Raw genomic sequence first — 22,029 nt, forward strand, 5'->3', positions numbered from 1 at the left:
CAGTTGGCCGGACGCTACGAGGAAGTGCTTACTCCGACTTCGCGGTCGCGACCCGGCAGGTCGCGGTCTTGAGCTGCTGGGTGGTCTCGGAGTCGACGTAGCCGAACGCGTCGATCGAGCGCTCCTCGCCGGCGCGCATCTTCGGCGCGAAGACGGTCTGGCTCGCGATGCGGCGGTTGTCGCCGTCGAGGCACTCGATCTGGGCCTCGAAGGACCGGGTGCTGTCGGCCTTGTTGCGGAACGTGACCGGGAGGCGACGGGTCTCGGCGCCGACGGCGTCCTGCCCGACCTCGAAGACGCCGAACTCGACGCGCAGGTCCTGCTCGAGGACCTTGCTGGTGCCACCCTCGCCGGCCTTGATCCGGTTGTCCCGGTCCGTCTTGACGCCCCAGAGGACGGAGGCGACGACGGAGATCACGGCGAGGATCGCGAGGAAGCGCCCGATCCGGCAGAAGCGCTGGTCGCGGACGTCCTTGCCCTTGAGCTTGATCTTGGCGAACGGGTCGATCCGCGCGAACTCGCGCGTCGCGAGCACCACGGCCACGATCGCGAACAGGACCGCGACGTACTTGATCAGCGGGACGAACGACAGCACCAGCGCGACACCGCCGAGCACCATGATCGCGGCGGGCATGTCGACGCCCTCGCGACCGGTCTGCTCGTCCTCGTCGACGATCGCGTCGTAGCCGCGGAAGCGGTCGTAGCCACCCTTGGGGGTGGGCTTGCGGTAGTCAGACTTCCGCTTGCGCCCGTACCAGTGCCGGCCCTGCTGTTCGGGCAGCATCCAGTCCGGAATCTCTCGTCCCGACTCCGTGGTGTTGCCTTTTCCCGAGCTGAACATGGCTACCGCGATCCTTCCCCCGGCGCACTACGTTCGCGTTCCCCCGCGATGGTGCACAACCAGCCTGCTCCCTCCGCGCGGATCGCGCAGGTGGAGTTGGTCCAATTTGACCGAACGGCCGCCGCTCCGTGACCGATATTAATCCGGGCCCGGATGGATTGCTGGCGGTTGCTCGATCAGTACGCGCTGGCCTTCACGATCTTGAACGTCGCGCCGGACAGCTTCTCCGCCATCTCGTTGCCGAGGATGTTGAAGACCTTGATCGCCGCGATCTTGCCGTCGCCCAGCGTGGGGACGAAGGCGTTGTCGCGGGTGATCTCCTTGCCCTTGGCGTCCAGGGCGACGAACTCGAAGTCGAACGAGAGCGTCTTGCCGCTGACGTTGGTGATCGAGACGGCGAGCGAGCTCTCCTTGATGCCGGACGGGTCCAGCTCCGAGGTGACCTTGCCGATCTCGACCTTCGCCTGCCGCGAGAGCACCTGCTCGGTGGTCAGCGCCTGGACGACCTCCGGCGGAGCCGTGTTGACGACCGGCTTCTTCTTCTCGCCGCCGACGGCGCTGAAGGCCGTCTGCGAGGCGACCATGCCGAAACCGGAGAGAACGGCGAGTGCGATGGCGATCCCGGCGACGTCGCGGCGGGCGCCGGCGCGCTTCGGGCGGCCCAGGGAGGTGATCCCCATCAGGAGGGCGGCGGTGCCGAACGCGATGGTCGCCCACCGCAGCATCGGCACGACGGCACACCCGAGGGCGATGCCGCCCAGCCAAGCCGCCGTCCGGTCGAGTCGGAACTCCCGCGGCTTCTTCTCGCGGTCAGGCGCTTCGGGGCGCGCGTACGGAGACTGCGCCCGGCCGTGCTCCCGAGAAGGGGCGGTGGCGGTCATGGCGGGTCGGTTCCTTCCCGGTGTTCGTGGCCTCACGCGGTCGGAGCGACCGGCGAGCTTGATCATCTGTGCCTGCTACGACGCAGATCTGCCGGTCCGCGTTCCTCATGACACCGCACGTCAACGCCGCCGCGCGGAACGATGGGCAGGTCTTGACCGAACGGCTGATGCCGCCGGCGGCGAAATGTCCGCTTCCTCCGCAATACCGGCGTGATGACCCCCGGGCCAACCGGACGCAACCGGGCGACCGCGCGGTCGATCTTGGGCCCCGATCCGGCGCCGGCGACCGGGTGCGCTCCGGGTCAAATCCACCCCCCGGCCGGGGCGGTCGAGTCGTCCCGGTCGTCCGGATTCATCCGGACGGGCTCAACCGTTCGGTCGATGCCCGGTCAACGAACGTCCGAACTTGCCCGGAGAGGGAACCGCCGGACCCGGATCGAGGTCTGAGGGCCAACTTCGCGGGGGGGCCGCGAAACAGGGGACTAAGGAGCACGACATGAGCGGTGTCCAGAGCTGGTTCGTCTACCCGGTCGAGAACGGCGTCGAGCTGGTCGTCGACAGCACCGACGGCGACGTCTACGACGCGGCACTGGCCGCCTTCGTCGCGGAGTTCACCGACTACAACATCGCGGCCGAGTACTCGATCAACGGCGGCGAGGTTCTCCACTTCGTGCCGGCTCCGGTCGACGCGGACGTCGACGCCCCGGCGCCGAAGTCGCCGGCCGAGTCGAACGGCTCGACCTGGGGCTGAGCCACCGCAGCACACCGCTCCGCGTGGCAGGCTGGCCGGATGCACCTCCGGCCGCTGCCCGCCCTGATCGCGGGCGGGCTCGCCGCCGCGATCACGCTGGGCGCGCCGCTGAGCACACCGGGGTCGGCCGCACCGGCCGCGACCCCGACCGCCACCTCCGACCAGGCGTCGATCCGGTCGGCGGTGGCCGAGGTCCGGACGATCGGGACGACCGTCCGGGGCCGCCAGATCCGCGCCTACCGCCTCGGGGAGGCGAACGCGACGCGGACCGTCGTCCTGATCGGAGTGATGCACGGCTCCGAGCGCGCACCCGGACTGACGCTCCGGAGGCTGCGCGACACCGCCAAGACCGTCACCGGCGTGGACCTGTGGGTGATCCCGGTCCTCAACCCGGACGGGGCGGCGACCGGCCGCCGGGCCAACGCCCGCGGGGTCGACCTCAACCGCAACTTCCCGCACCGCTGGAGCCGTTCGGTGTCCGGCGCCGGCCGCAAGGCCGCGTCCGAGCGGGAGACGAAGGCGATCATGCGGTTCCTCGACCGCGTCGACCCGGACGTCGTGGTCTCGCTGCACCAGCCGTTCGCGGCGATCGACACGAGCCAGAACAAGCGCCGGGGCCTCGTCCGCGCGCTGAGCCGCGAGTTGCAGCTCCCCCGCCGGGACATCGACTGCGGCGGGCCGTGCCGGGGCACGCTGACCGGCTGGTTCAACGCCACCCACGCCGGGGAGGCCGTCACCGTCGAGTTCGGGCCGCGGCCGACGAAGAACTACCTGCGCCGCACCGCCGTTCGCGGTCTGGTCGCCGCCGTGGGCGGACGCCTGCGCTGACGTGATCGGGACGCCCCGGCTTCCTCAGGACGCGGGGACCTCGAAGGCGAGGGAGTCGGCGACCTTGCGCTGAGCGCCCCAGGTGCGGTCCAACCGCTCCAGCGGCCCACCCACGGACCGGCGCACGAGCAGCGCCGTCGACCCGCCACCGTCGAGGTTGACCGCGTGCACCGCGCCGAGGTGCAGCAGGTACTCGGCCCACTGGCTCGCGCTCGCACCGGCGGTGCCCTTGCCCTTCTTCCCGCGGCCGGAGACGGCGGCGATGATCAGGTCGCCGTTCGCGGTCCAGGCGAGCGCGGAACGGGGCCGGAGCTTGTTGTCCCGGGTGCCGCAGCCGGCGTGGTTCGCGCCGCGTCGGACCAGGGCGGAGCTGACGCCGATCAGCCCGTCCGGCTCCCCGACCGGGGGCCGGCCCGCCTCGAACGGCCGGTCGCCGGTGAGGTCGGTGGCGAGGCTGACGAGGTCCCCGGGGACGAGTTGCTTCAGGGACTCGGCGGAGATCGTCCCGTCGGGCGCGGTCAGGTGCAGCTCGCCGGGACCCGGCCGCGTGCGCGGCCGCTTCTTCCCGCCGAGCACCGCCGTCACCCGTCCCCCGGCCACGACCACGGTGCGCCGACCGGCCGGGTGCGCCCGCGGACCCCAGGCACGCGTGTAGACGTTGACGCCGGCCGTCGAGAGGTCCTGCCAGTTGATCCCGGCGAGCGGCATCGACCCGTACGGGGTCCGCGCCTCGCCGGTGAGCTGCTGCAGCACCCAGGCGGCCGAGCGGGTGCCGGAGTAGAGCGCCAGGCCCTGGCTCTGCTCGCTGCTCGCCTTGCGGATCTCGCCGTCGACGATCAGGGCGCGGCGCGGGACGCCGGTCTTGGTGTCGTAGACCGCGCCGTTGATGGCGACGACCGCGTTCGGGTACGGCGCGACCTGGTTCGCGGGCTTGTCCGGCCGGGTCAGGTTGCGCGCGGCGAGCGCCCGCGGGACGAGCGTCCCCGCCGGGATCGTGACGGCGACGAAGCGCTTGGTCCGCTTGTTCTTCAGCCGGTTCTGCCAGATCCGCACCGTCGCCCCGCCGGGCAGCTCGAAGGCCTGCTTCGGCGCTTCGAGGACGAGCGTCGTGGGGGTCCGGCACTCGGTCGGCGCGGCCTGACCCGCGGCGAGGCCGGGCGGGGCCGGGGCGTGCGGGGCCGCCGCCCCGTCCGGGCCGAGCGCCGTCAGCGCGAGCACGGCCGTCAGGGCCGGCACACCGGCCCGCCGGAGCCATCCGTTCACGTTCGTCCCCCTCCCCGCCGACCATGATCACCGGTCAAGCTGGGAATGCGGGGATTTGCGTCAGTCGGTCTTGAACGCCAGCGCGTTGGCAACCGGGCGCTGGGCGTCCTTGTCGCTGCGGTCCAGCCGCTCGAGCTTGCCGCCCGGGGTGCGCCGGACCAGCAGCGCCGTCGAGCCGCCGCCGTCGAGGTTCACCGCGGACACCGCGCCGAGCTGCTTGAGGTACTGACCCCAGCCGTAGGCGGAGGCGCCACCGAAGCGGGTGCCGCCGGAGATCGCGCGGCCGGCGATCGCGACGACGAGCATGTCGCCGTCGGCGGTCCAGGCGAGCGCCGAGCGGGGCCGGAGCTGGTTGTCCCGGGCGCTGCAGGGGGCGGTCACGTGGCCGTAGCGGACCAGGGCCGCGCTGACGCCGAGGACGGCCGAGGGCACGTCGAGCTCGGGCCGGTCGGAGTGGTCCTCGCGGACGCTCGCGACGGCGGTGGTCAGCGAAACCTTGTCGCCGACGCGGAGGGCCTGGAGCGCCTTGGCGAACGTGGTGCCGCGCGGGGCGGTCAGGAAGGTCTCGCCGGACGCCGGGCGGCGCGTTCCGGCGGCCTTGGACAGCACCGCGCGGACCTTGCCGCCGCGGACGACGACGGTCCGCGGACCGGCCGGGTGCTTGGGCGCGTTCCAGCTGCGCGTGTAGGCGGTGATGCCCTGCCGGGAGAGCTGCTCCCAGTTGATCGCGGCGACCGGGATCTCGCCCTTGTCCGAGGACAGGACACCGGTCAGGCCGGTGCGCGCGACCACGGCGGACTTCAGTCCGTCGTAGATCGCGATGGCGCGGGTGCCGAGGCTGTCGGCCTTGCGCGGCTTGGACCCCACCTGGACGGCACCGGTCGGGATCTTCGTGCTGGTGTCGTAGACCCCGCCGTTGATGACGACGACGGCCTTCTTCTCCCCCGCCGCCATCGAGGCCGGGGTGGCGAGCGCGCCGAGCGCGGAGGACGGGGTCAGCACCGAGGGAGCGAGCGTCCCCTTGGGGATGCGGACGGCGACCAGGCGCGTCTCCTGCATCGGGTTGGACTTCGACCCGGTGTCCCAGATGCGCACCCAGGCACCGCCGGGAAGGTTGAACCGCTTCACCGGGTCCTCGCGCAGCAACTTGGTCGCCGGGCGGCAACCCGCCGGAACGGCGTTCGCCTTGTCGGCGTTGCGCACCTGGGGCGCGGCGGCCGCGGTCGGGACCGGCGCGGTGACATCCTCGGGAAGGAAGCGGAGCGCGGTGCGCTCGGACAGGCCGGCGAGGAGCTCACCGACCTCGCGCGGCTCGATCTGGTCGAGGCCGAGCAGCGGCAGCGCCCGGTGCTCGCCGGGCAGCACGCCCAGGTCCGGGACGGACGCCTCGGACGATCCCATCGTCGCGGTCGCGTACGCGCCGATCATCGCCATCGCGGCGCCCGCCGCCACGGTCGGCGCCGTGCACCGCCGCAGGTTGCGACCCGTGTTGCTGCCCATGCAGACCCCCACCCGCATCGGCTGCCGGTGCGCTCCGCTGCGCACCGATCCCCCGCATGCAGTGTGCGTGATCTTGGTGCCGGCCGGGGGTCGTTCTTCCGGTTATTGATCAAGTCCTGGGAGAGCGCGGACACGCGTCACCCGGACGGGGGCCGGTAGCTGTGAAATGGCTGCAGGAAAGCGGATTCGCGCGCCTACGGCACCTGGAAGGTGAGGGCGTCCGGGACGGCCCGTTGGAAGGACCCGCCGGACCGGTCGAGCCGGGTCAGCGGGCCACCGACCTTGGTCCGGACGAGCAGGGTCGTGGACGTCCCGCCGTCGAGGTTCACGGCGTGGACGGCACCGAGCTGCTTCATGTACTCGCCCCACTGGTGGGCGGTCGCGCCCCCGGCCGCCGCGCTGGGCCGGCCGGCGACGGTGGCGACGATCAGGTCGCCCGTCGCGGTCCACATCAGCCCGGAGCGCGGACGCAGGGTCTCGTCGCGGGAGCCGCAGCCGGCGAGGTTCTGACCCCACCGGACCATCGCGGAGCTGACCCCGACCAGGCTGTCGGGCCGGCCGACGGCGGGCCGGCCGTCGAGGAACGGGAGCACGCCGGACTGCTGCGTCGAGACCGTCACGGCCTCGCCGACGCGCAGGCCCCTGAGCCAGGACGCGGTGCCGCTGCCGTTGCGCGCGGTCAGCCAGGTCTCGCCGCTGCCGGGACGCTTCGCGCCCGCCTTACGGCTCGTCAGAATCTTGGTGACCTTGCCCTTCTTGACCACCACCGTCCGGTTTCCGGCGGGATGGGCCGAGGTTCCCCAGGCCCGCGTGTAGACGGCGACACCGTCGCCGGGCAGGGACTGCCAGTTCACGTTCCCGACCTCGCGGCTGCCGTGGGCGCCGGTCCGGACCGTGCCGACGGTCTTGTGCAGCGTCCACTCCGCGGTGCGGGTCTTCTCGTAGAGCGCGATGCCCTGGTCGACCGCGCGCGTGCCCTTGCGGACGGCGCCGTTGACGACCTGCGACCGGACCGGGATCGACGGACCGCTCGGGTCGAACACTCCCCCGTTGATGACGACGACGGCGCGCCTGACCTTCGCGGCCTGCTTCTGCGGAGTCTGCGCCTTCGCAAGCGTCGAGGCCGTGATCGCGCGCGGGATCAGGCTGCCCTGTGGGATGCGGACCGCGACGATCCGCACCTCGTCGATGTCGCGCTTGCGATCGCCGGTGTCCCAGATACGCACCGATGCACCCCCGGGCAGGGACATCGTCTTCGTCACCGGCGTCCGGAGGATCCCCGTCGGCGCCTTGCACGACCGGGCGGTCGCGGCCGGAGCGGCGGCCAGGACCGCGGTCGGCACAGCGAGCGCGGCAGCGAGGGCGGGGGTCAGCGCGGTCCGGAGTCTCACACTGGCCTTGTCGGCCGTCCGGGCGCGGCGCTGAAGGACTTCCGGCCGATTCGCGGTCAGTCCGCGCGCGGGCGGTCCGGGTCGTTCACGCAGGAGTACCCCTCCCGCGGCGCGCAGTCGGGATCGCCGCCGTCGTCGAGGACGGCGTAGTACACGACCCCGGCGAGCAGGACGAGTCCGACCGCTCCGCCGATCGCTCCGACGGCCAGCGCGAGCCGGCGTCGCGTCCTCGCCGATCCAGGGGTGGGGGTGTTCGGGTTCAGCGCGGGCCTCCGTCTCGTGCGGGTCGTCGTAGGCATGATGCCGACGCCGGACACGCGGCCGCCTGCCGAATGCGGAGAACGGGCGGTCCGCCGGTTACCGTCGCCCTCCGGAGATCGGGAGGGTGAGGATGAGCGCGGTCGAGATCGAACGGAAGCTGGACGAGGTCGTCGCGGCGCTGCGGGCGCTGGCCATGACGACCACGTTGGCGGCCGACGACCCGGAGGCTCTCGAGGCCCGGGCCGAGGCGGTCCGCCTCGCCGGTGCCGCTTTCGACGAGGCCGTCGCCGAGGTCACCACCGAGTACGGCACGGTCTTCGCGATCCCGGAGACCGAGGACGGCGAGTGGGACCTGGAGGACGTCGACGACGGGTCGACCCGGCTCAGCGTCGACGTCCGCGCCGACTTCGTCGTTTCCGACGAGCAGACGTTCCTCACCGCCGCCCGGCGGCTGCTCACCGAGCGTGGGGGCCGCGTCCTCGACGCCCGCACCCCGCTGTCCGCCCTCGACGCCCTCGTCGACGCCGTCGGCCTCGACGCCCTCACCACCACCCCACCCCCCGGCCTCGACTGCGTCGGCGGGGAATGGGGCGTCAGCGCGGAGCTCGACGAGTCCTGATCACTCGCAGGCGATGCCGTCGTTGTCGCGGTCGAGGTGCGGCCCGTACCCCGGCTGGCCGCGACGGATCGGGTCCGCGCCGGCGTTCCGGACCTCGGTGCAGTTCTTGTAGTAGACCGACGGCGCCGGCTTCGGCGTGGGCTTCGGCGTCGCCTTCGGAGTCGCCTTCGGAGTGGCCGCCGGCGTCGGCTTCGGCGTGACGACCGGCGTCGGGACCGGGGTCGGCTCGACCGTCGGCCCCGGGGTCGGCTCCGGGGTGACCTCGGGCGTCGGTTCCGGGGTGGCCTCGGGCGTCGGCTCCGGCGTCGGCTCCGGGGTGGCCTCGGGCGTGGCGGCCGGGGCCGCCGTCTCCGCGGCGGCCGGGACCAGGAACGCCGGCTGGTCCGCCGACGCCTCGTCCCCGCACCCGCTCAGCCCGACCACGATCACTCCGGCGGACGCGAGCGCGCACACCCAGCTCTTGAGATTTGCGCGCATGCGCCACTGCCCCCGGTTCGATGCCCCCGACATGTCCTCGCCATGGTGTGGCCGAGTTCGCCCGCTTCGCGTCGGCCAAACGGCTTCGGGACGTGGGCCGAACCGGTGATCATCGGTCGGTCGATCGGGCCGGGGCGACGAGCCGGCCTGTAAGCCGGATTCTGTTCGCCGGGCCTTGCGGTCCGGCGAGACGGCCATCCATCTGGGGCCGGTGTCACCACCGGCCTCGGTGCGGCCTACCTGCGAGCTCGGGCGGGCCGCCCTCGAACGCTCACACACGCTGGGCGGACCCAGCGATCTTGGCCTTGCTCCGGGTGGGGTTTACCGAGCCGTCCGAGTCACCCCGGACGCTGGTGGTCTCTTACACCACCGTTTCACCCTTACCGCCCCGCAAGCGGGGCGGCGGTCTGCTTTCTGTGGCACTGTCCCGCGGGTCACCCCGGGTGGGTGTTACCCACCACCCTGCCCTATGGAGTCCGGACTTTCCTCACCGAGACGCTTCCGCGGAAGCGTTCCGGCGCGGCCGTCCGGCCGGCTCGTCGCGAAGCTCAGCGTAGCGGGCGCGTGACTACGCACCCGCCCGTGACCAGCCCTGTCGCCGAGGTGGTGATCACGGCCCCGCTGTTACGTCCGGGAAAGTGGTCGCTCCCGGCAACCACTTTCCTGGACGCAAGAGGCCTCACTCCGGGAGGCGGGAGGCGAGGGCGGGGACGACGATCGCGGCGGCGACGAGGTGGGTCGCCATCAGCAGGACGCGGGTGTCCCAGGCAGCGTCGGCGAGGACGTCCGGGATCAGCGAGAGGGCGGTCAGGACGACGGTCGTGAGGACGAAGGTCCGGCGCGGGGTGCGGGCCCGGCGGGCGAGGACAACGGCGAGGCCGACGCCCACCAGCGAGAACAACGCGGTCATCTGACCGAACCCGAACAGCGGGATCGCCTCGCCGGAGACGTCGAGCGAGATACCGGCCCCGTTGCCGGCGGCCGCGACGACGGTCGTGGCGATCGAGGCGAGCACGGTCGCGACCAGGCCGCCGCGGACGAGCGGGCGGACGGAGGTGCGCGGGGCGGACAGGACGGTGGTGGCGGTGGCGGTCATTGCGGTCTCCTGAGGCTGTGGAACCGGCTGGGTGCGCGGTCTCTCACCCCTGCTACGAACGCCCCGACCCGGAATCGACAACGGCCGCCAAGAAATTTCGCCGGGTCTTTTTCGGCCCGGCCGTGAGAGGCTCGCCGCACCGCACCACCCCGCGTCAGCCGGAGGTCCCCGTGCAGGTCACCGTCGCCGCCGTCCAGGCCACTCCCGTCTTCCTCGACACCGACGCCACGGTCGAGAAGGCCTGCGCGCTGATCAAGGAGGCGGCCGACCTCGGGGCCCAGCTCGTCGTCTTCCCCGAGGCGTTCGTTCCGACCTACCCGGACTGGGTCTGGCGCCTGCCCGCCTGGAGCGACGGCCGCTACACCGGCCGCCTCTACGACCAGGCGGTGCAGGTCCCCGGGCCGGTCGTGACCCGCCTCGGCGAGGCGGCCCGCGAGGCCGGGGCCTACGTCGCGATGGGCATCAACGAGATCGAGGGCGGGACGCTCTACAACACGCTGATCTACCTCGCCCCCGACGGCTCGCTCGCCGGCCGCCACCGCAAGCTCATGCCGACCGGCGGCGAGCGAACGGTCTGGGGCTACGGCGACGGTTCGACCCTCGACGTCGTCCGCACCCCGTTCGGCGTCGTCGGTGGGCTGATCTGCTGGGAGAACTACATGCCGCTCGCGCGGGCGGCGATGTACGCGCGCGGCGTCGAGATCCACCTCGCGCCGACGTGGGACAACGACGAGGCCTGGATCTCGACGTTGCGGCACATCGCCAAGGAGGGCCGCTGCTACGTCATCGGCGTCTCCCCCGTCCTCCGCGGCGCCGACGTGCCCGCGGACCTGCGCGGCGACATCTACCGGGACGCGACCGACCCGGACGAGGCCGACTGGATGAGCCGGGGCCTCGGCACGATCGTGGCGCCCGGCGGCGCGATCCTCGCCGGCCCGCTGCGCGACCAGGAGGGCATCGTCGTCGCCGAGATCGACGTCGAGCAGAACGTCCCCGCCCACCGGCGCCTGTTCGACCCCGTCGGTCACTACGCCCGCCCCGACGTCTTCACCCTGAACGTGAACACCCGCCCACAACCGAGTGTGCGCTTCGAGAGCTGACCGCGGTACTCACCGTTCACGTTCCCGAAACGGACGCAGGCGGAAGGCGCGCCACGCTGGGGAGCACTACGCTCGCGACCTACCCGTGGAGGAACGCGTGTCCATCCGTGTCGCGGTCGAACACCGGACGATCTACCGCTTCGACCGCCCCACCGACATCGGACCGCACCTGGTTCGGCTCCGGCCCGCACCCCACTGCCGGACGCCGATCCTCGGCTACTCGCTGAAGGTCACGCCCGAGCCGCACTTCCTCAACTGGCAGCAGGACGTCTACGGCAACCACGCCGCCCGGCTGGTCTTCCCGGAGCCGGCGCGGGAGCTGTCGATCACCGTCGACCTCATCGCGGACCTCGCGGTGATCAACCCGTTCGACTTCTTCGTCGACTCCGACGCCCGCCTCTTCCCGTTCGAGTACCCCCGCGGCCTCGCCGACGACCTCGAGCCGTACCTGCGCCCGGTCGGGCACAACTCCCCCGGGTCGCCGCTGGCCGAGTGGCTCGACCGCTTCGACCCCGGCGCCGCGAAGGGCACCCCGATCGTCGACTTCCTCGTCGAGGTCAATCGCCGCGTGGCCGGGGACGTCGCCTACTCGATCCGCCTCGAGGAAGGCGTCCTGACCCCGGACGAGACGCTGACCCGCGCGCTCGGTTCCTGTCGCGACAGCGCCTGGCTGCTGGTGGCGATCCTGCGCGAGCTCGGCCTGGCTGCGAGGTTCGTCTCCGGCTACCTGGTCCAGCTCGTTCCTGACGACCCGTCAAATCTGCCTGCCGGGGCTTCCGCGACCGACTTCACCGACCTGCACGCCTGGGCCGAGGTCTACATCCCGGGCGCCGGCTGGATCGGCCTGGACGCGACCTCCGGTCTGCTGGCCGGCGAGGGTCACATCCCGCTCGTCGGCACGCCGCGGCCGGAGCAGGCGGCGGCGATCACCGGCACGACCGGCCCGTGCGAGACCACCCTGGAGTTCGCCAACACGGTGCGGCGCCTCCACGAGGATCCGCGCGTCACCAAGCCCTACTCCCAGCAGCAGATCGAGCGCATCCACGCGCTCGGCGCGGAGGTGGACGCCCGCCTGGTCGTCGGCGACGTCCGACTCACGATGGGCGGCGAGCCGACGTTCGTCGCCGCCGACGACATGGACTCCCCGCAGTGGCGCATCGCTGCCGACGGCCCGGAGAAGCGCGCGTTCGCCGTCGCGCTCGCCGACCGGTTGAAGGCCCACTACGCCCCGCGCGGGGTCGTGCTGCACAGGCAGGGCAAGTGGTACCCGGGCGAGCCGCTGCCGCGCTGGCAGATCGGCATCGTCTGGCGCAGCGACAACGCCGCGCTGTGGTCGAACCCCGACCTGCTCGACGACCCGTGGGGCGAGCCCGTCGTCGACCCCGGCTCTCCCGCGGCGCGCGCCGCGGTCACCGCCCTGACCGACGCGATCGCCGCCAAGCTGGGCGTCCCCGCCGACTGCGTCCGGCACCTGTACGAGGACCCGATCGACCGCCTCGCCGCCGAGGCCCGCCTGCCCGCGGGCGCACCGCCGGAGCACGGCGCGGCCGCGCAGTCGGCGTGGCCGGCCGACGCCCAGCGCCGCCACGCCCTGGTCGCCGAACTCGACGCCGAGCGCGGGGACCCGGTCGCCTGCGCGATCCCGCTCAACCGCACCGAGGACGGCACCGGGTGGACGACGACGCAGTGGCGCACCCGCCGCGGCGAGGTCTTCCTGCGCCCGGGCACGTCGCCGGCGGGGCTGCGGCTGCCGCTCGACGCCATCGCCTGGACACCGCCGCCGACCACGTTCGACCGCTCCCGGTTCGCCCCCGCCCCGCCGATGCCGCGGTACGCCGAGCCGCCGCCGAAGCCGGAACCGACCGGACCCGCGGCGACGGTCCTCCCCGTCGAGGGGGCGCCGACGACCGCGTTGTGCGTCGAGGAGCGCGGCGGGCACGTGTTCGTGTTCCTGCCGCCGCTGCCCGACGCCGCGGACACCGTCGCGCTGCTCTCCGTCGTCGAGTCGGCCGCGACGGCGACGGGCACGAAGGTCGTCCTGGAGGGCTACGCGCCCGCCGGCGACGACCGGCTGCGCTCGCTGACCGTCACCCCGGACCCGGGCGTCATCGAGGTCAACGTCCACCCGGCGGCGAACTGGACCGAGCTCGCGGAGATCAACGCGACGCTCGACTCCGCGGCGCGCTCGGTCGGCCTCGCCACCGAGACGTTCGGCCTGGACGGCACCCACACCGGCACCGGCGGCGGTGGGCACCTCACCCTCGGCGGCCCGACGGCGGCGGACTCCCCGCTGCTGCGTCGGCCGGACCTGCTGGCCTCGATGGTCACCTACTGGCAGCACCACCCGGGGCTGACGTACCTGTTCTCCGGCCGCTTCGTCGGGCCGACCAGCCAGGCGCCGCGGGTCGACGAGGGCCGGGCGGAGAACCTCTACGAGCTCGAGATCGCCTTCGCCGAGCTTGCGCGCCTCGCTGCCGACGGCGAGGTCCGCCCCTGGCACGTCGACCGCGCCCTGCGGCACCTGCTGACGGACATCACCGGCAACACGCACCGGTCGGAGTTCTGCATCGACAAGCTGTTCTCGCCCGACTCCGACCGTGGCCGCCTCGGGCTCCTGGAGCTGCGCGGCTTCGAGATGCCGCCGCACCCGGACATGGCCCTGGTCCAGGCGCTGCTGGTCCGCTCGCTCGTCGCCCGGTTCTGGGACGCGCCCTACTCCGGGCCACTGGTCCGCTGGGGCACCCGGCTGCACGACTCGTTCCTGCTGCCGGAGTTCGCGCTCGCCGACGTCGCGGACGTCGTCGAGGACCTCAACGCGCACGGCATCGCGTTCTCCCCGGCCTGGCTGGACCCGTTCGCGGAGTTCCGCTTCCCGCGCCTCGGCGCCGTCGACGTGGCCGGGGTACACCTGGAGCTACGTCTCGCGATCGAGCCGTGGCACGTCCTCGGCGAGGAGGTCACCGGCTCCGGGACCGCGCGCTACGTCGACTCCTCCGTCGAGCGCGTGCAGGTGAAGATCACCGGCGCGGTGCCGGGCCGGCACGCCGTCACCTGCAACGGCGTCCCGCTGCCGCTGGCGCCGGCCCGGTCGGGCGACGCCCTGGTCGCCGGGGTCCGCTTCAAGGCCTGGTCGCCGCCGTCGGCACTGCACCCGACCATCGACGTCCAGTCCCCGCTCGTCTTCGACGTCGTCGACCTCTGGAACGCCCGCGCGGTGGGCGGGTGCACGTACCACGTGACCCATCCGGGGGGCCGGGCATACACGACGTTCCCGGTCAATGCGGGCGAGGCGGAGGCCCGCCGCGGGGCACGGTTCGTCCCCGAGGGCCACACACCGGGCCCGGTGGACGTGGAGGCATGGCAATCTGTGGCCATGCATCCGTCGCCGGCCACGTCGCTGATCGCGGGTACCGCGGCCGACGCCGGCGAGTACCCGCGCACGCTCGACCTGCGCCGGACCCGCCCCCGACGGTGACCGCGGGGAACGGGTCCCGGACCGACGCGTCCGGGATGGTGCACGCCTACGCCGCCCGCCGGACCGGGAACCGGACCGAGCGGGCGCGGTGGGACGAGATGGTCGGCTTCCACGGGCGGGTCCGCCGCGGCTGGCGCGAGCTGTCCGCGGTCGCGGAGAGCCTGGGCCCCTCCGGCCTGGCCGCCGCCGCGGCCGAGGCGCACCGCCTCCTGGAGGAGGACGGCGTCACCTACCGGCCGCTCGGCGCGCCGGAGGAGCAGACGTGGGTGCTCGACCCGCTGCCCGTCTTCGTCGACGAGGCCGAGTGGGCGATGCTCGAGCCCGGCCTGATCCAGCGGGCGAACCTGCTCGAGGCCCTGCTCCACGACCTCTACGGGCCGCGCAACACGCTGCGCTCGGGCGTCCTGCCGAACGAGCTCGTGCACGCCCACCCCGGGTTCCTGCGGGTCTGGGACGGCGTCGCGACCGGGACGGCCCGCCAGCTGTTCCTCGCCGCCGCCGATCTCGCCCGGGCCGCCGACGGGACATGGTGCGTGCTCGCCGACCGCGTCCAGGCCCCCTCGGGCGCCGGGTACGCCATGGCGAACCGGCGCGTGGTCTCCCGCGTCCTGCCCGGTCTGCACCGGGACGCCGAGCTCCACCGCCTCGGACCGTTCTTCCACGCGATGCGGATCGGCCTCGAACAGGTGGCGCCGCCCACCGCCGAGGCACCCCGCGCCGTACTCCTCACCCCGGGCGCCGGCAGCGAGACCGCCTTCGAGCAGGCCTACCTCTCGACGCTCCTGGGCTACCCGCTGGTGCGCGGCGAGGACCTCGTCGTCGCCGACGGGCGGGTCTGGCAGCAGACGCTCGGCCGATTGGAGCAGGTCGACGTCATCCTGCGCCGCGTCGACTCCTGGTACTGCGACCCCCTCGACCTGCGCCCGGACTCCGAGCTCGGCGTGCCGGGGCTCGTCGAGGCCGCGCGGGCCGGCTCCGTCTCGGTGGTCAACGGCCTCGGCTGCGGGGTCCTGGAGAACCCCGGCCTGCTGCCGTTCCTGCCCGCACTGTGCCAGGCGCTGCTCGACGAGCCGCTGCGACTGAAGTCCGTCCCGACCTGGTGGTGCGGTGACGACGCCGGGCTCGCCAAGGTCCGCGGATCACTGGCGGAGATGGTCATCAAGCCGCTCGCGCGCGGCATCGGCCGCACCCGCGTCCACGGCTGGGAACTGACGGAGCAACAGCGCAAGGACCTGCTGCACCGGATCGAGGCCGAGCCCTACGCCTGGGTCGGCCAGGAGGCGCTCCCGTGCTCGACGGCGCCGAGCATCGTCGCCGACGACCTGTTCCCCCAGGACCTGACGCTGCGGACCTTCGCGGTCGCGTCGGGCTCGACCTTCCAGGTGATGACCGGTGGCCTCGGCCAGGTCCGGACCTCGCCCGCCTTGACGGATCGTCAGGTACTGACGACCAAGGACGTCTGGATCCGCAACACCCGTGGGGCGCCCGCGATCGAGCCCTGGGTCCGCGAGGCGACGCCCTCGCAGGTGCTGCCGCTCACGATCACGCCGCGCGTCACCGAGGACATGTTCTGGCTCGGGCGTTACGCCGAGCGTGCCGAGGACACGGCGCGCCTGGTGCGCGCGGTCAACGACCGCTGGGCGGACTTCCACCACTCCCCCGAGCGGACCGGTGCCGCGGCGCTCGCCGTCCTGCTCGAGACCCTCACCCGCGTCACCGCGACGGCGCCCGGGTTCCGGGGCGTCGACGCCGACACCCGCTTCGCGGGCCGGGCCGGGGAACTGCTCTCCCTCGTCCTGGACGAGGAGCGGGAGGGAACGCTCGCATTCGCCGTGCGGCGCCTGACCGAGGTCTCCGGCGACGTCCGCGAGCAACTCTCGACCGACACCTGGCTCGTCCTCGGCGGCCTCGAGCGCGAGCTCGACGACCTGCGCCGGAAGCTGCGCGGCCGGCAGGTCCTGACGCCGGACGTCCCGACCGCGATCGCCCGCGTGCTGGAGGGTCTGCTCGCCCTCTCCGGCCTGATCGCAGAGAGCCTGGTCCGGGACGCCGGCTGGCGTTTCTGCGAGATCGGCCGCCGGGTCGAGCGGGCGCTGCACGTCACCGCACTCCTCGAGGCGGCCGTCACGGCACGGCGGGCGCCGCAGACCGACAGCCTCGTGCTGGAGTCGGTGCTCATCGCGGCGGAGAGCATCATCACCTACCGCCGCCGGTACCAGGCCCGCGCCGGCGTCGGCACGATGCTCGATCTCCTGCTCGCCGACCGGGAGAACCCGCGCGCGGTCGCCTACCAGCTCGACCGGCTCGGCGAGGCCCTCGAGCGGATCCCGGCCGAGTCCGAGCGCATCGCCCCGGTCCGCGACGCCCTCGCCGAGATCCGGGCGATCATCCGCAACGCCGACACCGTCGCCCTCGCGCGGGCGGAGGAGGACGGCACGCGGCCGGAGCTGCGCGACCTGCTCTCCCACCTCAACAAGCTGCTGTCGACCCTGGCCGTCGACGTCGAGCGCATCTTCTTCGTCCAGCCGGCGCCGCAGCGGCCGCTCGACGTCACGGTCTCGACGTGGGAGGCCTGGTGACCACCCCGACGCTGACCACGGAGGTCCCGGCCCACGCGAAGGTGTGGCGGCTGGTGCACCGCACCGAATACGTCTACGACGACGACGTCGACACCTCCTACGGACGCGCACATCTGATTCCTCGTCACGGCGACGGCCAGCATCGCGTCGACGCCACGGTCGAGGTCGATCCGGAGCCGGCGGACCTGCGCGAGCACACCGACTACTTCGGCAACCGCTCGACGTACTTCGCGGTGCGCACCCCGCACCGGCAGCTGACGGTGACCGCGACCAGCATCGTGGCGGTGCACCGCGGCAACGCCCGGCGCGACGCACTCCGCGGGCTGCGGGCCAAGGACGTCCACGACCGTCTCGCCGACCGCAGCGACCTGACGGCGGACCTGAACGCCGCGCGGCAGTACCTGCTGCCCTCGCCGATGATCGGGCGGGCCGACCAGGTCGCCTCCTTCGCGCACGACCTGATGCGACCCGCCCGCACCCTCGACGAGGTGGTCGTCGACCTGCTCGACCGCATCCGCGACGGCTTCGCCTACGCCCCCGGGGCGACGACCGTGACCACGACGCTCCCCGAGCTGCTCGCGACGCGGGAGGGCGTCTGCCAGGACTTCGCGCACCTCGCGGTCGCGAGTCTGCGCTCGGTCGGCCTCGCCGCCCGGTACGTCTCGGGCTACCTGGAGACCCAGCCCCCGCCCGGCCAGCCCCGGATGATCGGGGCCGACGCCTCCCACGCCTGGGCGTCGGTCTTCGCCCCCGGCATGGGCTGGATCGACTTCGACCCGACCAATCACAAGTTCGTCGACGACACGTACATCGTCACGGCGATCGGGCGGGACTACTCCGACGTCCCGCCGCTCAAGGGCGTCATCTTCACCGAGAGCACCAAGAACACCCTCACCGTCTCCGTCGACATGGCCCCGCTCACCACGGAGATCCCCGACGCGGGATCTCGCGAGCCCGGGAGCGCGTGACCACGGAGCGCTGGACGACGGAGCGCTTGACCAGGGGTTTTGCGGGGTAGCGTCGCGACGTGCGCTCCTTCTCCTGCCCCAAGTGCGGGCATCTGCTGTTCTTCGAGAACAGCCTCTGCCTCAACTGCGAGTCCGAGGTCGGGTTCGACCGGGCCACGGCCGAGTTCGTCCTGGCGACGCCCGCGACGCGGTGCGACAACGCCGTCCTCGCCGAGTGCAACTGGATCGCGCCCGAGGGCGGACTCTGCGACTGCTGCGAGCTGACGCGCACCCGCCCGAGCGACGACGACGCCGACGGCATGGCCGCCTTCGCCCGGGCCGAGGCGGCCAAGCGTCGGCTGCTCTACCAGCTCGACGACCTGGGGCTCGGTGTCGAGACCACGCCGGACTGCCCCGGCCTGGCGTTCGACCTGCTCTCCTCGGTCGACGAGCCGGTGACGACCGGCCACGCGGACGGCGTCATCACCCTCGACCTCGCCGAGGGCGACGACGGGCACCGCGAGACGATGCGCGTCCGGCTCGACGAGCCGTATCGGACCCTGCTCGGCCACTTCCGCCACGAGGTCGGGCACTACTACTGGATGCGCCTGGTCGACGGCGGCCCTGCGCTGCCGACCGCCCGGCAGCTGTTCGGCGACGAGCGGGCCGACTACGCCGAGGCCCTCGCGGCGCACTACTCCTCCGAGCCGGCGCCGGGGTGGGAACAGACCCACGTCTCGATCTACGCCACCGCCCACCCGTGGGAGGACTGGGCCGAGACGTTCGCCCACTACCTGCACATCCGGGACGCCCTGCAGACGGCGTCCGCGTTCGGGATCGTCGTCGCCGGGCCGGAGGTCGAGGTCCCGCCGGACCCCGACGCCCCCCTCGCGTCGGTCCCGATCGAGACCGACGACTTCGACGACCTGGTGAACTCCTGGCTCCCCCTGACCTACGCGCTCAACGCGGTCAACCGGAGCATGGGCAAGGAGGACCTCTACCCGTTCGTGCTCTCCCCCGCGGTGCTCGAAAAGCTCCGCTTCGTGCACACGTTGGTCACGCGCAAGCCGCCTGCACGTCCGCAATGACGATCTTCTCGGGCTTGCTGATCGCCTCGAACGCCGTCTTGGCCTTGGGCCCGTTCAGCAGCTCGAGCACGGGCTCGGGCACGACCTGCCACGACAGCCCGAACTTGTCCTTCAGCCACCCGCAGTAGCTCGGCTGCCCGCCCTCGACGAGCGCGTCCCAGTAGTGGTCGACCTCGGCCTGGTCGGCGGAACTCATCGCTCTGCACCACGAAAGCGCACATCCGTACGCCGAATCCGAGGAAAACGCGTACGGATCTGCGCTTTCGTGGGGAGGAGTTACTCGAAGAGCGCGGGGCGGGTGGGGTCGGCGCGGTGGGCGAAGATCGCGTCGACGACCCGGTCCGGGGTGCGGCGGTGGGACAGCGGCGGGAGCTGGTCGCGGGTGTAGAACCCGACGCCGTCGGTCTCGTGGTCACCGCCGGCCTCGCCGCCGATGATGTCGCCGGCGAACACGATCTTGTAGGCGCTGAACGGCGAGCCCGGGTCGTGGGCGTCGAAGACGCCGATCAGGTGGGTGAGCCGGCAGTGGAAGCCGGACTCCTCGCGAACCTCGCGCTCGGCGGAGGAGGCCGGGGAGTCCCCGACGTCGGCCCAGCCGCCGGGCAGCGACCAGCGCCCGTCGGCGACCTCGCGGACGAGCAGCAGCCGGTTCTCGTCGTCGAAGACGGCGGCGCGGACGTCGACCTTCGGGGTCACGTACCCCTCGGTCGGGTGGTACAGCTCGGGCAGCTCGACCTCGGGCCGGGCCCAGAGCTCGGCGAGCATCGCCTTCGAGATCGCGGCGAGCTCGGTGTAGCGCCGGGTCTCGTAGGGGTTCGAGGCGAACGTCGAACCGATGCGCGCCATCGCGTCGAGCTTGCGCGCCCAGGCGAGCCAGGGCGAACCGGCCGGCACGCCCGGCAGGTCCTCCGGCACCTCGGGCAGGTCCGCGGAACTCACGATCCGTCCACCCGCTTCCACTCGCCGAGGTGAGCGGTCTCGTTGTAGGCGTGCACCGCGGAGTTGCCGTCGCCGTACCAGCGGACGGTCGAGAGCGCCGCCGGGTCCAGCTGCAGGCGGTGGATGGTCGAGATCGGCGCGCCCAGCGCCTCCCGGATCAGCATCTTGATCGAGCCGACGTGCGCCACGATCAGCACGCCCCGCCCGGCGTGCGTGGCGAGGATGCGCTGCTGGGCCTCGGCCACGCGGGCCGCGACCTGCAGCAGGCTCTCCCCGTTCGGCGGCGCGATCTCGGGGTTCGACAGCCACTGCGACAGCGCGTCCCCGGCCTGGGCCCGGGCCTCCGCGAAGGTCAGGCCGTCCCAGTCGCCGAAGTCGCACTCGCGAAACCCGTCGTCGACGATCACCTCGAGCCCGACCGCGTCCGCGACCGCCTGCGCGGTCTGGCGCGCACGCAGCAGCGGCGAGGAGACGATGACGTCGATGCCGCCGTTCGCGGCGAGGTGGGTGGCGGCGGCCTTGGCCTGCTGCTGCCCGCGCTCGGACAGCGGCGGGTCGAACCGGACGCCGGAGAACCGCTTCTCGATGGTGTGCGGGGTCTCGCCGTGACGGAGCAGGCGCAGCGTCGTGACGTGCCCGAGGTCCGTGGCCCAGCCGATGATCTTCGGGATCGGGCCGGTCTCGTCGAGTGCGACCTCCTTGGCCAACGGCTGGGCGGAGACGACGCGGATCTCCCCCGTCCGCTCGCCGGGCGGCGGCTCGGCGTCCGGGCCGCGGCCGTCGAGCGCCAGGTTGGCGAGCCGGTCGGCGTGCGCGTTCTCGCCCCGCGGGATCCAGGTCCAGCGCACCTGCGCCTGCGCCGGGATCAGTCGCTTCGCCTTGCTCGCCAGCGGCTTGAGGTTCTCGTGCTTGACGCTCCAGCGGCCGGCCATCTGCTCGATGACGAGTTTGGAGTCCATGCGGACCTCGACCTGCGCGCCCGGGTCGAGCTCGAAGGCCGCCTCCAGGGCCGCGATCAGACCGGAGTACTCGGCGACGTTGTTCGTCGTGATCCCGAGCGTGGCGGCGCGCTCGGCGAGGACCTCACCGGTGTCGGCGTCGCGCACGACCGCACCGTAGGACGCCGGACCGGGATTGCCGCGGGCCGCTCCATCGGCCTCGACCACGAGCCGACGCGCCATCTACAACCCCGAGTCCGCGACGCGGACGAGGATCCGCCGGCACTCCTCGCAGCGCACGACCTCGTCCTCGGGCGTGGCGCGGACCTTGTTCAGGTCCGTCGTCGAGAGCTCCATCCGGCAGCCCTCGCAGCGACCCCGGCGCAGCGCGGCCGCACCCAGTCCGTTCGAGGAGGCCCGGACCTTCTCGTAGAGCGCGACGAGTTCACCGGGCAGGCCGCCGGCCAGCGTCGCCCGCTCCCCGCCGACCTTCTCGGTCTCCGCGTCGATCTCGGCGGTCGCGGCGGCCAGGGCGGCCTCGGTGCGTTCCAGGTCGGCGGCGATCCGGTCCCGCTCCGCGGTCAGCTCGGCGATCCGGGCCTGGGCCGCCTCGCGGCGCTCCATGATCTCCAGAACCGCGTCCTCGAGGTCGGCCTGCCGCTTGGCCAGGCTGGCGATCTCGTGCTGGAGGCTCTCGAGCTCCTTCGGCGAGGAGACCTGGCCGGCGTCGAGGCGCTTCTGGTCCCGCTCGGCGCGCTGGCGGACCTGGTCGACGTCGGCCTCGGCCTTCGTCTGATCCCGCGCGATGTCGGAGTCCTCGGTCTCGGCGGCGACGAGCAGGTCCCGGACCTGGTCGCGGCGCACGGCCAGCTCCGCGATCGTCGCGGTCTCGGGCAGGGTCCGACGCCGGTGGGCCAACTGGTCGATGCGGGTGTCGAGAGCCTGCAGGTCGAGCAGCCGCCACTGGTCTGCGAGAGCGACGTTCAGCGGATCCTCCTGAAGGGTGCGGTCTCCCACCGTATCCCCGCGCGGGCCGGTCGCACCGTCACCTGGCC

General features: G+C 72.8%; 20 protein-coding genes and 1 other RNA gene. 8 read left to right on the forward strand and 13 right to left on the reverse strand.

Annotation, left to right across the window (positions count from 1 at the left end; genetic code table 11):
* Positions 1-28: 28 nt before the first annotated feature.
* Both ABD401_RS16900 and ABD401_RS16905 read right to left on the reverse strand, forming a co-directional pair.
* Positions 29-841: a hypothetical protein gene (locus ABD401_RS16900; RefSeq protein ID WP_344606839.1), complete on the reverse strand. Its 813-nt coding sequence runs from the start codon at positions 839-841 to the stop codon at positions 29-31.
* A gap of 176 nt (positions 842-1,017) precedes the next feature.
* Complete coding sequence (locus ABD401_RS16905) at positions 1,018-1,722, reverse strand: hypothetical protein (protein WP_344606841.1); 705 nt, start codon at positions 1,720-1,722, stop codon at positions 1,018-1,020.
* A gap of 496 nt (positions 1,723-2,218) precedes the next feature.
* Here ABD401_RS16905 and ABD401_RS16910 point away from each other — a divergent pair, with 496 nt between their 5' ends.
* Entirely contained in the window at positions 2,219-2,473 is a 255-nt protein-coding gene (locus ABD401_RS16910) for a hypothetical protein (RefSeq protein ID WP_344606843.1), read from the forward strand.
* A 39-nt stretch (positions 2,474-2,512) separates the two neighbouring features.
* On the forward strand, positions 2,513-3,301 hold the full coding sequence (locus ABD401_RS16915; RefSeq protein WP_344606844.1) for a DUF2817 domain-containing protein: 789 nt from the start codon (positions 2,513-2,515) through the stop codon (positions 3,299-3,301).
* Positions 3,302-3,325: 24 nt separating this feature from the next.
* Here the strand turns inward: ABD401_RS16915 and ABD401_RS16920 are convergent, their stop codons facing one another.
* The 4 genes from ABD401_RS16920 to ABD401_RS16935 all read right to left on the reverse strand — a co-directional run bounded on the left by ABD401_RS16920 (position 3,326) and on the right by ABD401_RS16935 (position 7,754).
* Positions 3,326-4,564, reverse strand: coding sequence for a phosphodiester glycosidase family protein (locus ABD401_RS16920; protein WP_344606846.1), 1,239 nt, complete (start codon positions 4,562-4,564; stop codon positions 3,326-3,328).
* A gap of 60 nt (positions 4,565-4,624) precedes the next feature.
* Positions 4,625-6,064, reverse strand: a complete 1,440-nt coding sequence (locus ABD401_RS16925) for a phosphodiester glycosidase family protein (RefSeq protein ID WP_344606848.1) — start codon at positions 6,062-6,064, stop codon at positions 4,625-4,627.
* Between the two features lie 194 nt (positions 6,065-6,258).
* Complete coding sequence (locus tag ABD401_RS16930) at positions 6,259-7,455, reverse strand: phosphodiester glycosidase family protein (protein WP_344606850.1); 1,197 nt, start codon at positions 7,453-7,455, stop codon at positions 6,259-6,261.
* A gap of 56 nt (positions 7,456-7,511) precedes the next feature.
* On the reverse strand, positions 7,512-7,754 hold the full coding sequence (locus ABD401_RS16935; RefSeq protein WP_344606852.1) for a hypothetical protein: 243 nt from the start codon (positions 7,752-7,754) through the stop codon (positions 7,512-7,514).
* A gap of 92 nt (positions 7,755-7,846) precedes the next feature.
* Between ABD401_RS16935 and ABD401_RS16940 the strand changes: the two genes are divergently transcribed.
* Positions 7,847-8,335: a hypothetical protein gene (locus tag ABD401_RS16940; RefSeq protein WP_344606854.1), complete on the forward strand. Its 489-nt coding sequence runs from the start codon at positions 7,847-7,849 to the stop codon at positions 8,333-8,335.
* Here the strand turns inward: ABD401_RS16940 and ABD401_RS16945 are convergent, their stop codons facing one another.
* From ABD401_RS16945 to ABD401_RS16955, 3 genes are all read right to left on the reverse strand, one after another.
* Positions 8,336-8,812 carry an excalibur calcium-binding domain-containing protein gene (locus tag ABD401_RS16945; protein ID WP_344606856.1) on the reverse strand — a complete coding sequence of 159 codons (477 nt, stop codon included), beginning with the start codon at positions 8,810-8,812 and terminating at the stop codon, positions 8,336-8,338.
* A gap of 134 nt (positions 8,813-8,946) precedes the next feature.
* Positions 8,947-9,351: RNase P RNA component class A (rnpB, locus tag ABD401_RS16950), an RNA gene on the reverse strand.
* A 140-nt stretch (positions 9,352-9,491) separates the two neighbouring features.
* Positions 9,492-9,908, reverse strand: a complete 417-nt coding sequence (locus ABD401_RS16955; protein WP_344606858.1) for a DUF6069 family protein — start codon at positions 9,906-9,908, stop codon at positions 9,492-9,494.
* Positions 9,909-10,078: 170 nt separating this feature from the next.
* Here ABD401_RS16955 and ABD401_RS16960 point away from each other — a divergent pair, with 170 nt between their 5' ends.
* The 5 genes from ABD401_RS16960 (at position 10,079) to ABD401_RS16980 (ending at position 19,097) form a co-directional block, all read left to right on the forward strand.
* Positions 10,079-11,008 carry a carbon-nitrogen hydrolase family protein gene (locus ABD401_RS16960; protein ID WP_344606860.1) on the forward strand — a complete coding sequence of 310 codons (930 nt, stop codon included), beginning with the start codon at positions 10,079-10,081 and terminating at the stop codon, positions 11,006-11,008.
* A 97-nt stretch (positions 11,009-11,105) separates the two neighbouring features.
* On the forward strand, positions 11,106-14,483 hold the full coding sequence (locus tag ABD401_RS16965; RefSeq protein ID WP_344606862.1) for a transglutaminase family protein: 3,378 nt from the start codon (positions 11,106-11,108) through the stop codon (positions 14,481-14,483).
* Positions 14,480-17,062, forward strand: coding sequence for a circularly permuted type 2 ATP-grasp protein (locus ABD401_RS16970; RefSeq protein WP_344606864.1), 2,583 nt, complete (start codon positions 14,480-14,482; stop codon positions 17,060-17,062). Before ABD401_RS16965 ends, ABD401_RS16970 begins: the two co-directional genes overlap by 4 nt.
* Positions 17,059-18,030, forward strand: a complete 972-nt coding sequence (locus ABD401_RS16975; protein WP_344606866.1) for a transglutaminase family protein — start codon at positions 17,059-17,061, stop codon at positions 18,028-18,030. The genes ABD401_RS16970 and ABD401_RS16975 overlap by 4 nt, the downstream gene beginning before the upstream one ends.
* A gap of 59 nt (positions 18,031-18,089) precedes the next feature.
* Entirely contained in the window at positions 18,090-19,097 is a 1,008-nt protein-coding gene (locus tag ABD401_RS16980) for a zinc-binding metallopeptidase family protein (protein WP_344606868.1), read from the forward strand.
* On the opposite strand, the gene ABD401_RS16985 is transcribed toward ABD401_RS16980, so the two are convergent.
* The 4 genes from ABD401_RS16985 to ABD401_RS17000 all read right to left on the reverse strand — a co-directional run bounded on the left by ABD401_RS16985 (position 19,066) and on the right by ABD401_RS17000 (position 21,961).
* A complete protein-coding gene (locus ABD401_RS16985; protein WP_344606870.1) occupies positions 19,066-19,293 on the reverse strand; it encodes a VOC family protein in 228 nt (75 codons plus the stop codon). The genes ABD401_RS16980 and ABD401_RS16985 overlap by 32 nt on opposite strands.
* 80 nt (positions 19,294-19,373) lie before the next feature.
* Positions 19,374-20,036, reverse strand: coding sequence for an NUDIX hydrolase N-terminal domain-containing protein (locus ABD401_RS16990; protein ID WP_344606872.1), 663 nt, complete (start codon positions 20,034-20,036; stop codon positions 19,374-19,376).
* Complete coding sequence (locus ABD401_RS16995) at positions 20,033-21,217, reverse strand: bifunctional RNase H/acid phosphatase (protein WP_344606874.1); 1,185 nt, start codon at positions 21,215-21,217, stop codon at positions 20,033-20,035. The genes ABD401_RS16990 and ABD401_RS16995 overlap by 4 nt, the downstream gene beginning before the upstream one ends.
* A complete protein-coding gene (locus ABD401_RS17000; RefSeq protein WP_344606888.1) occupies positions 21,218-21,961 on the reverse strand; it encodes a zinc ribbon domain-containing protein in 744 nt (247 codons plus the stop codon).
* Positions 21,962-22,029: the final 68 nt, after the last annotated feature.

The sequence above is a fragment of the Sporichthya brevicatena genome (assembly GCF_039525035.1).
In the GTDB taxonomy this organism is placed as follows: Bacteria; Actinomycetota; Actinomycetes; order Sporichthyales; family Sporichthyaceae; genus Sporichthya; species Sporichthya brevicatena.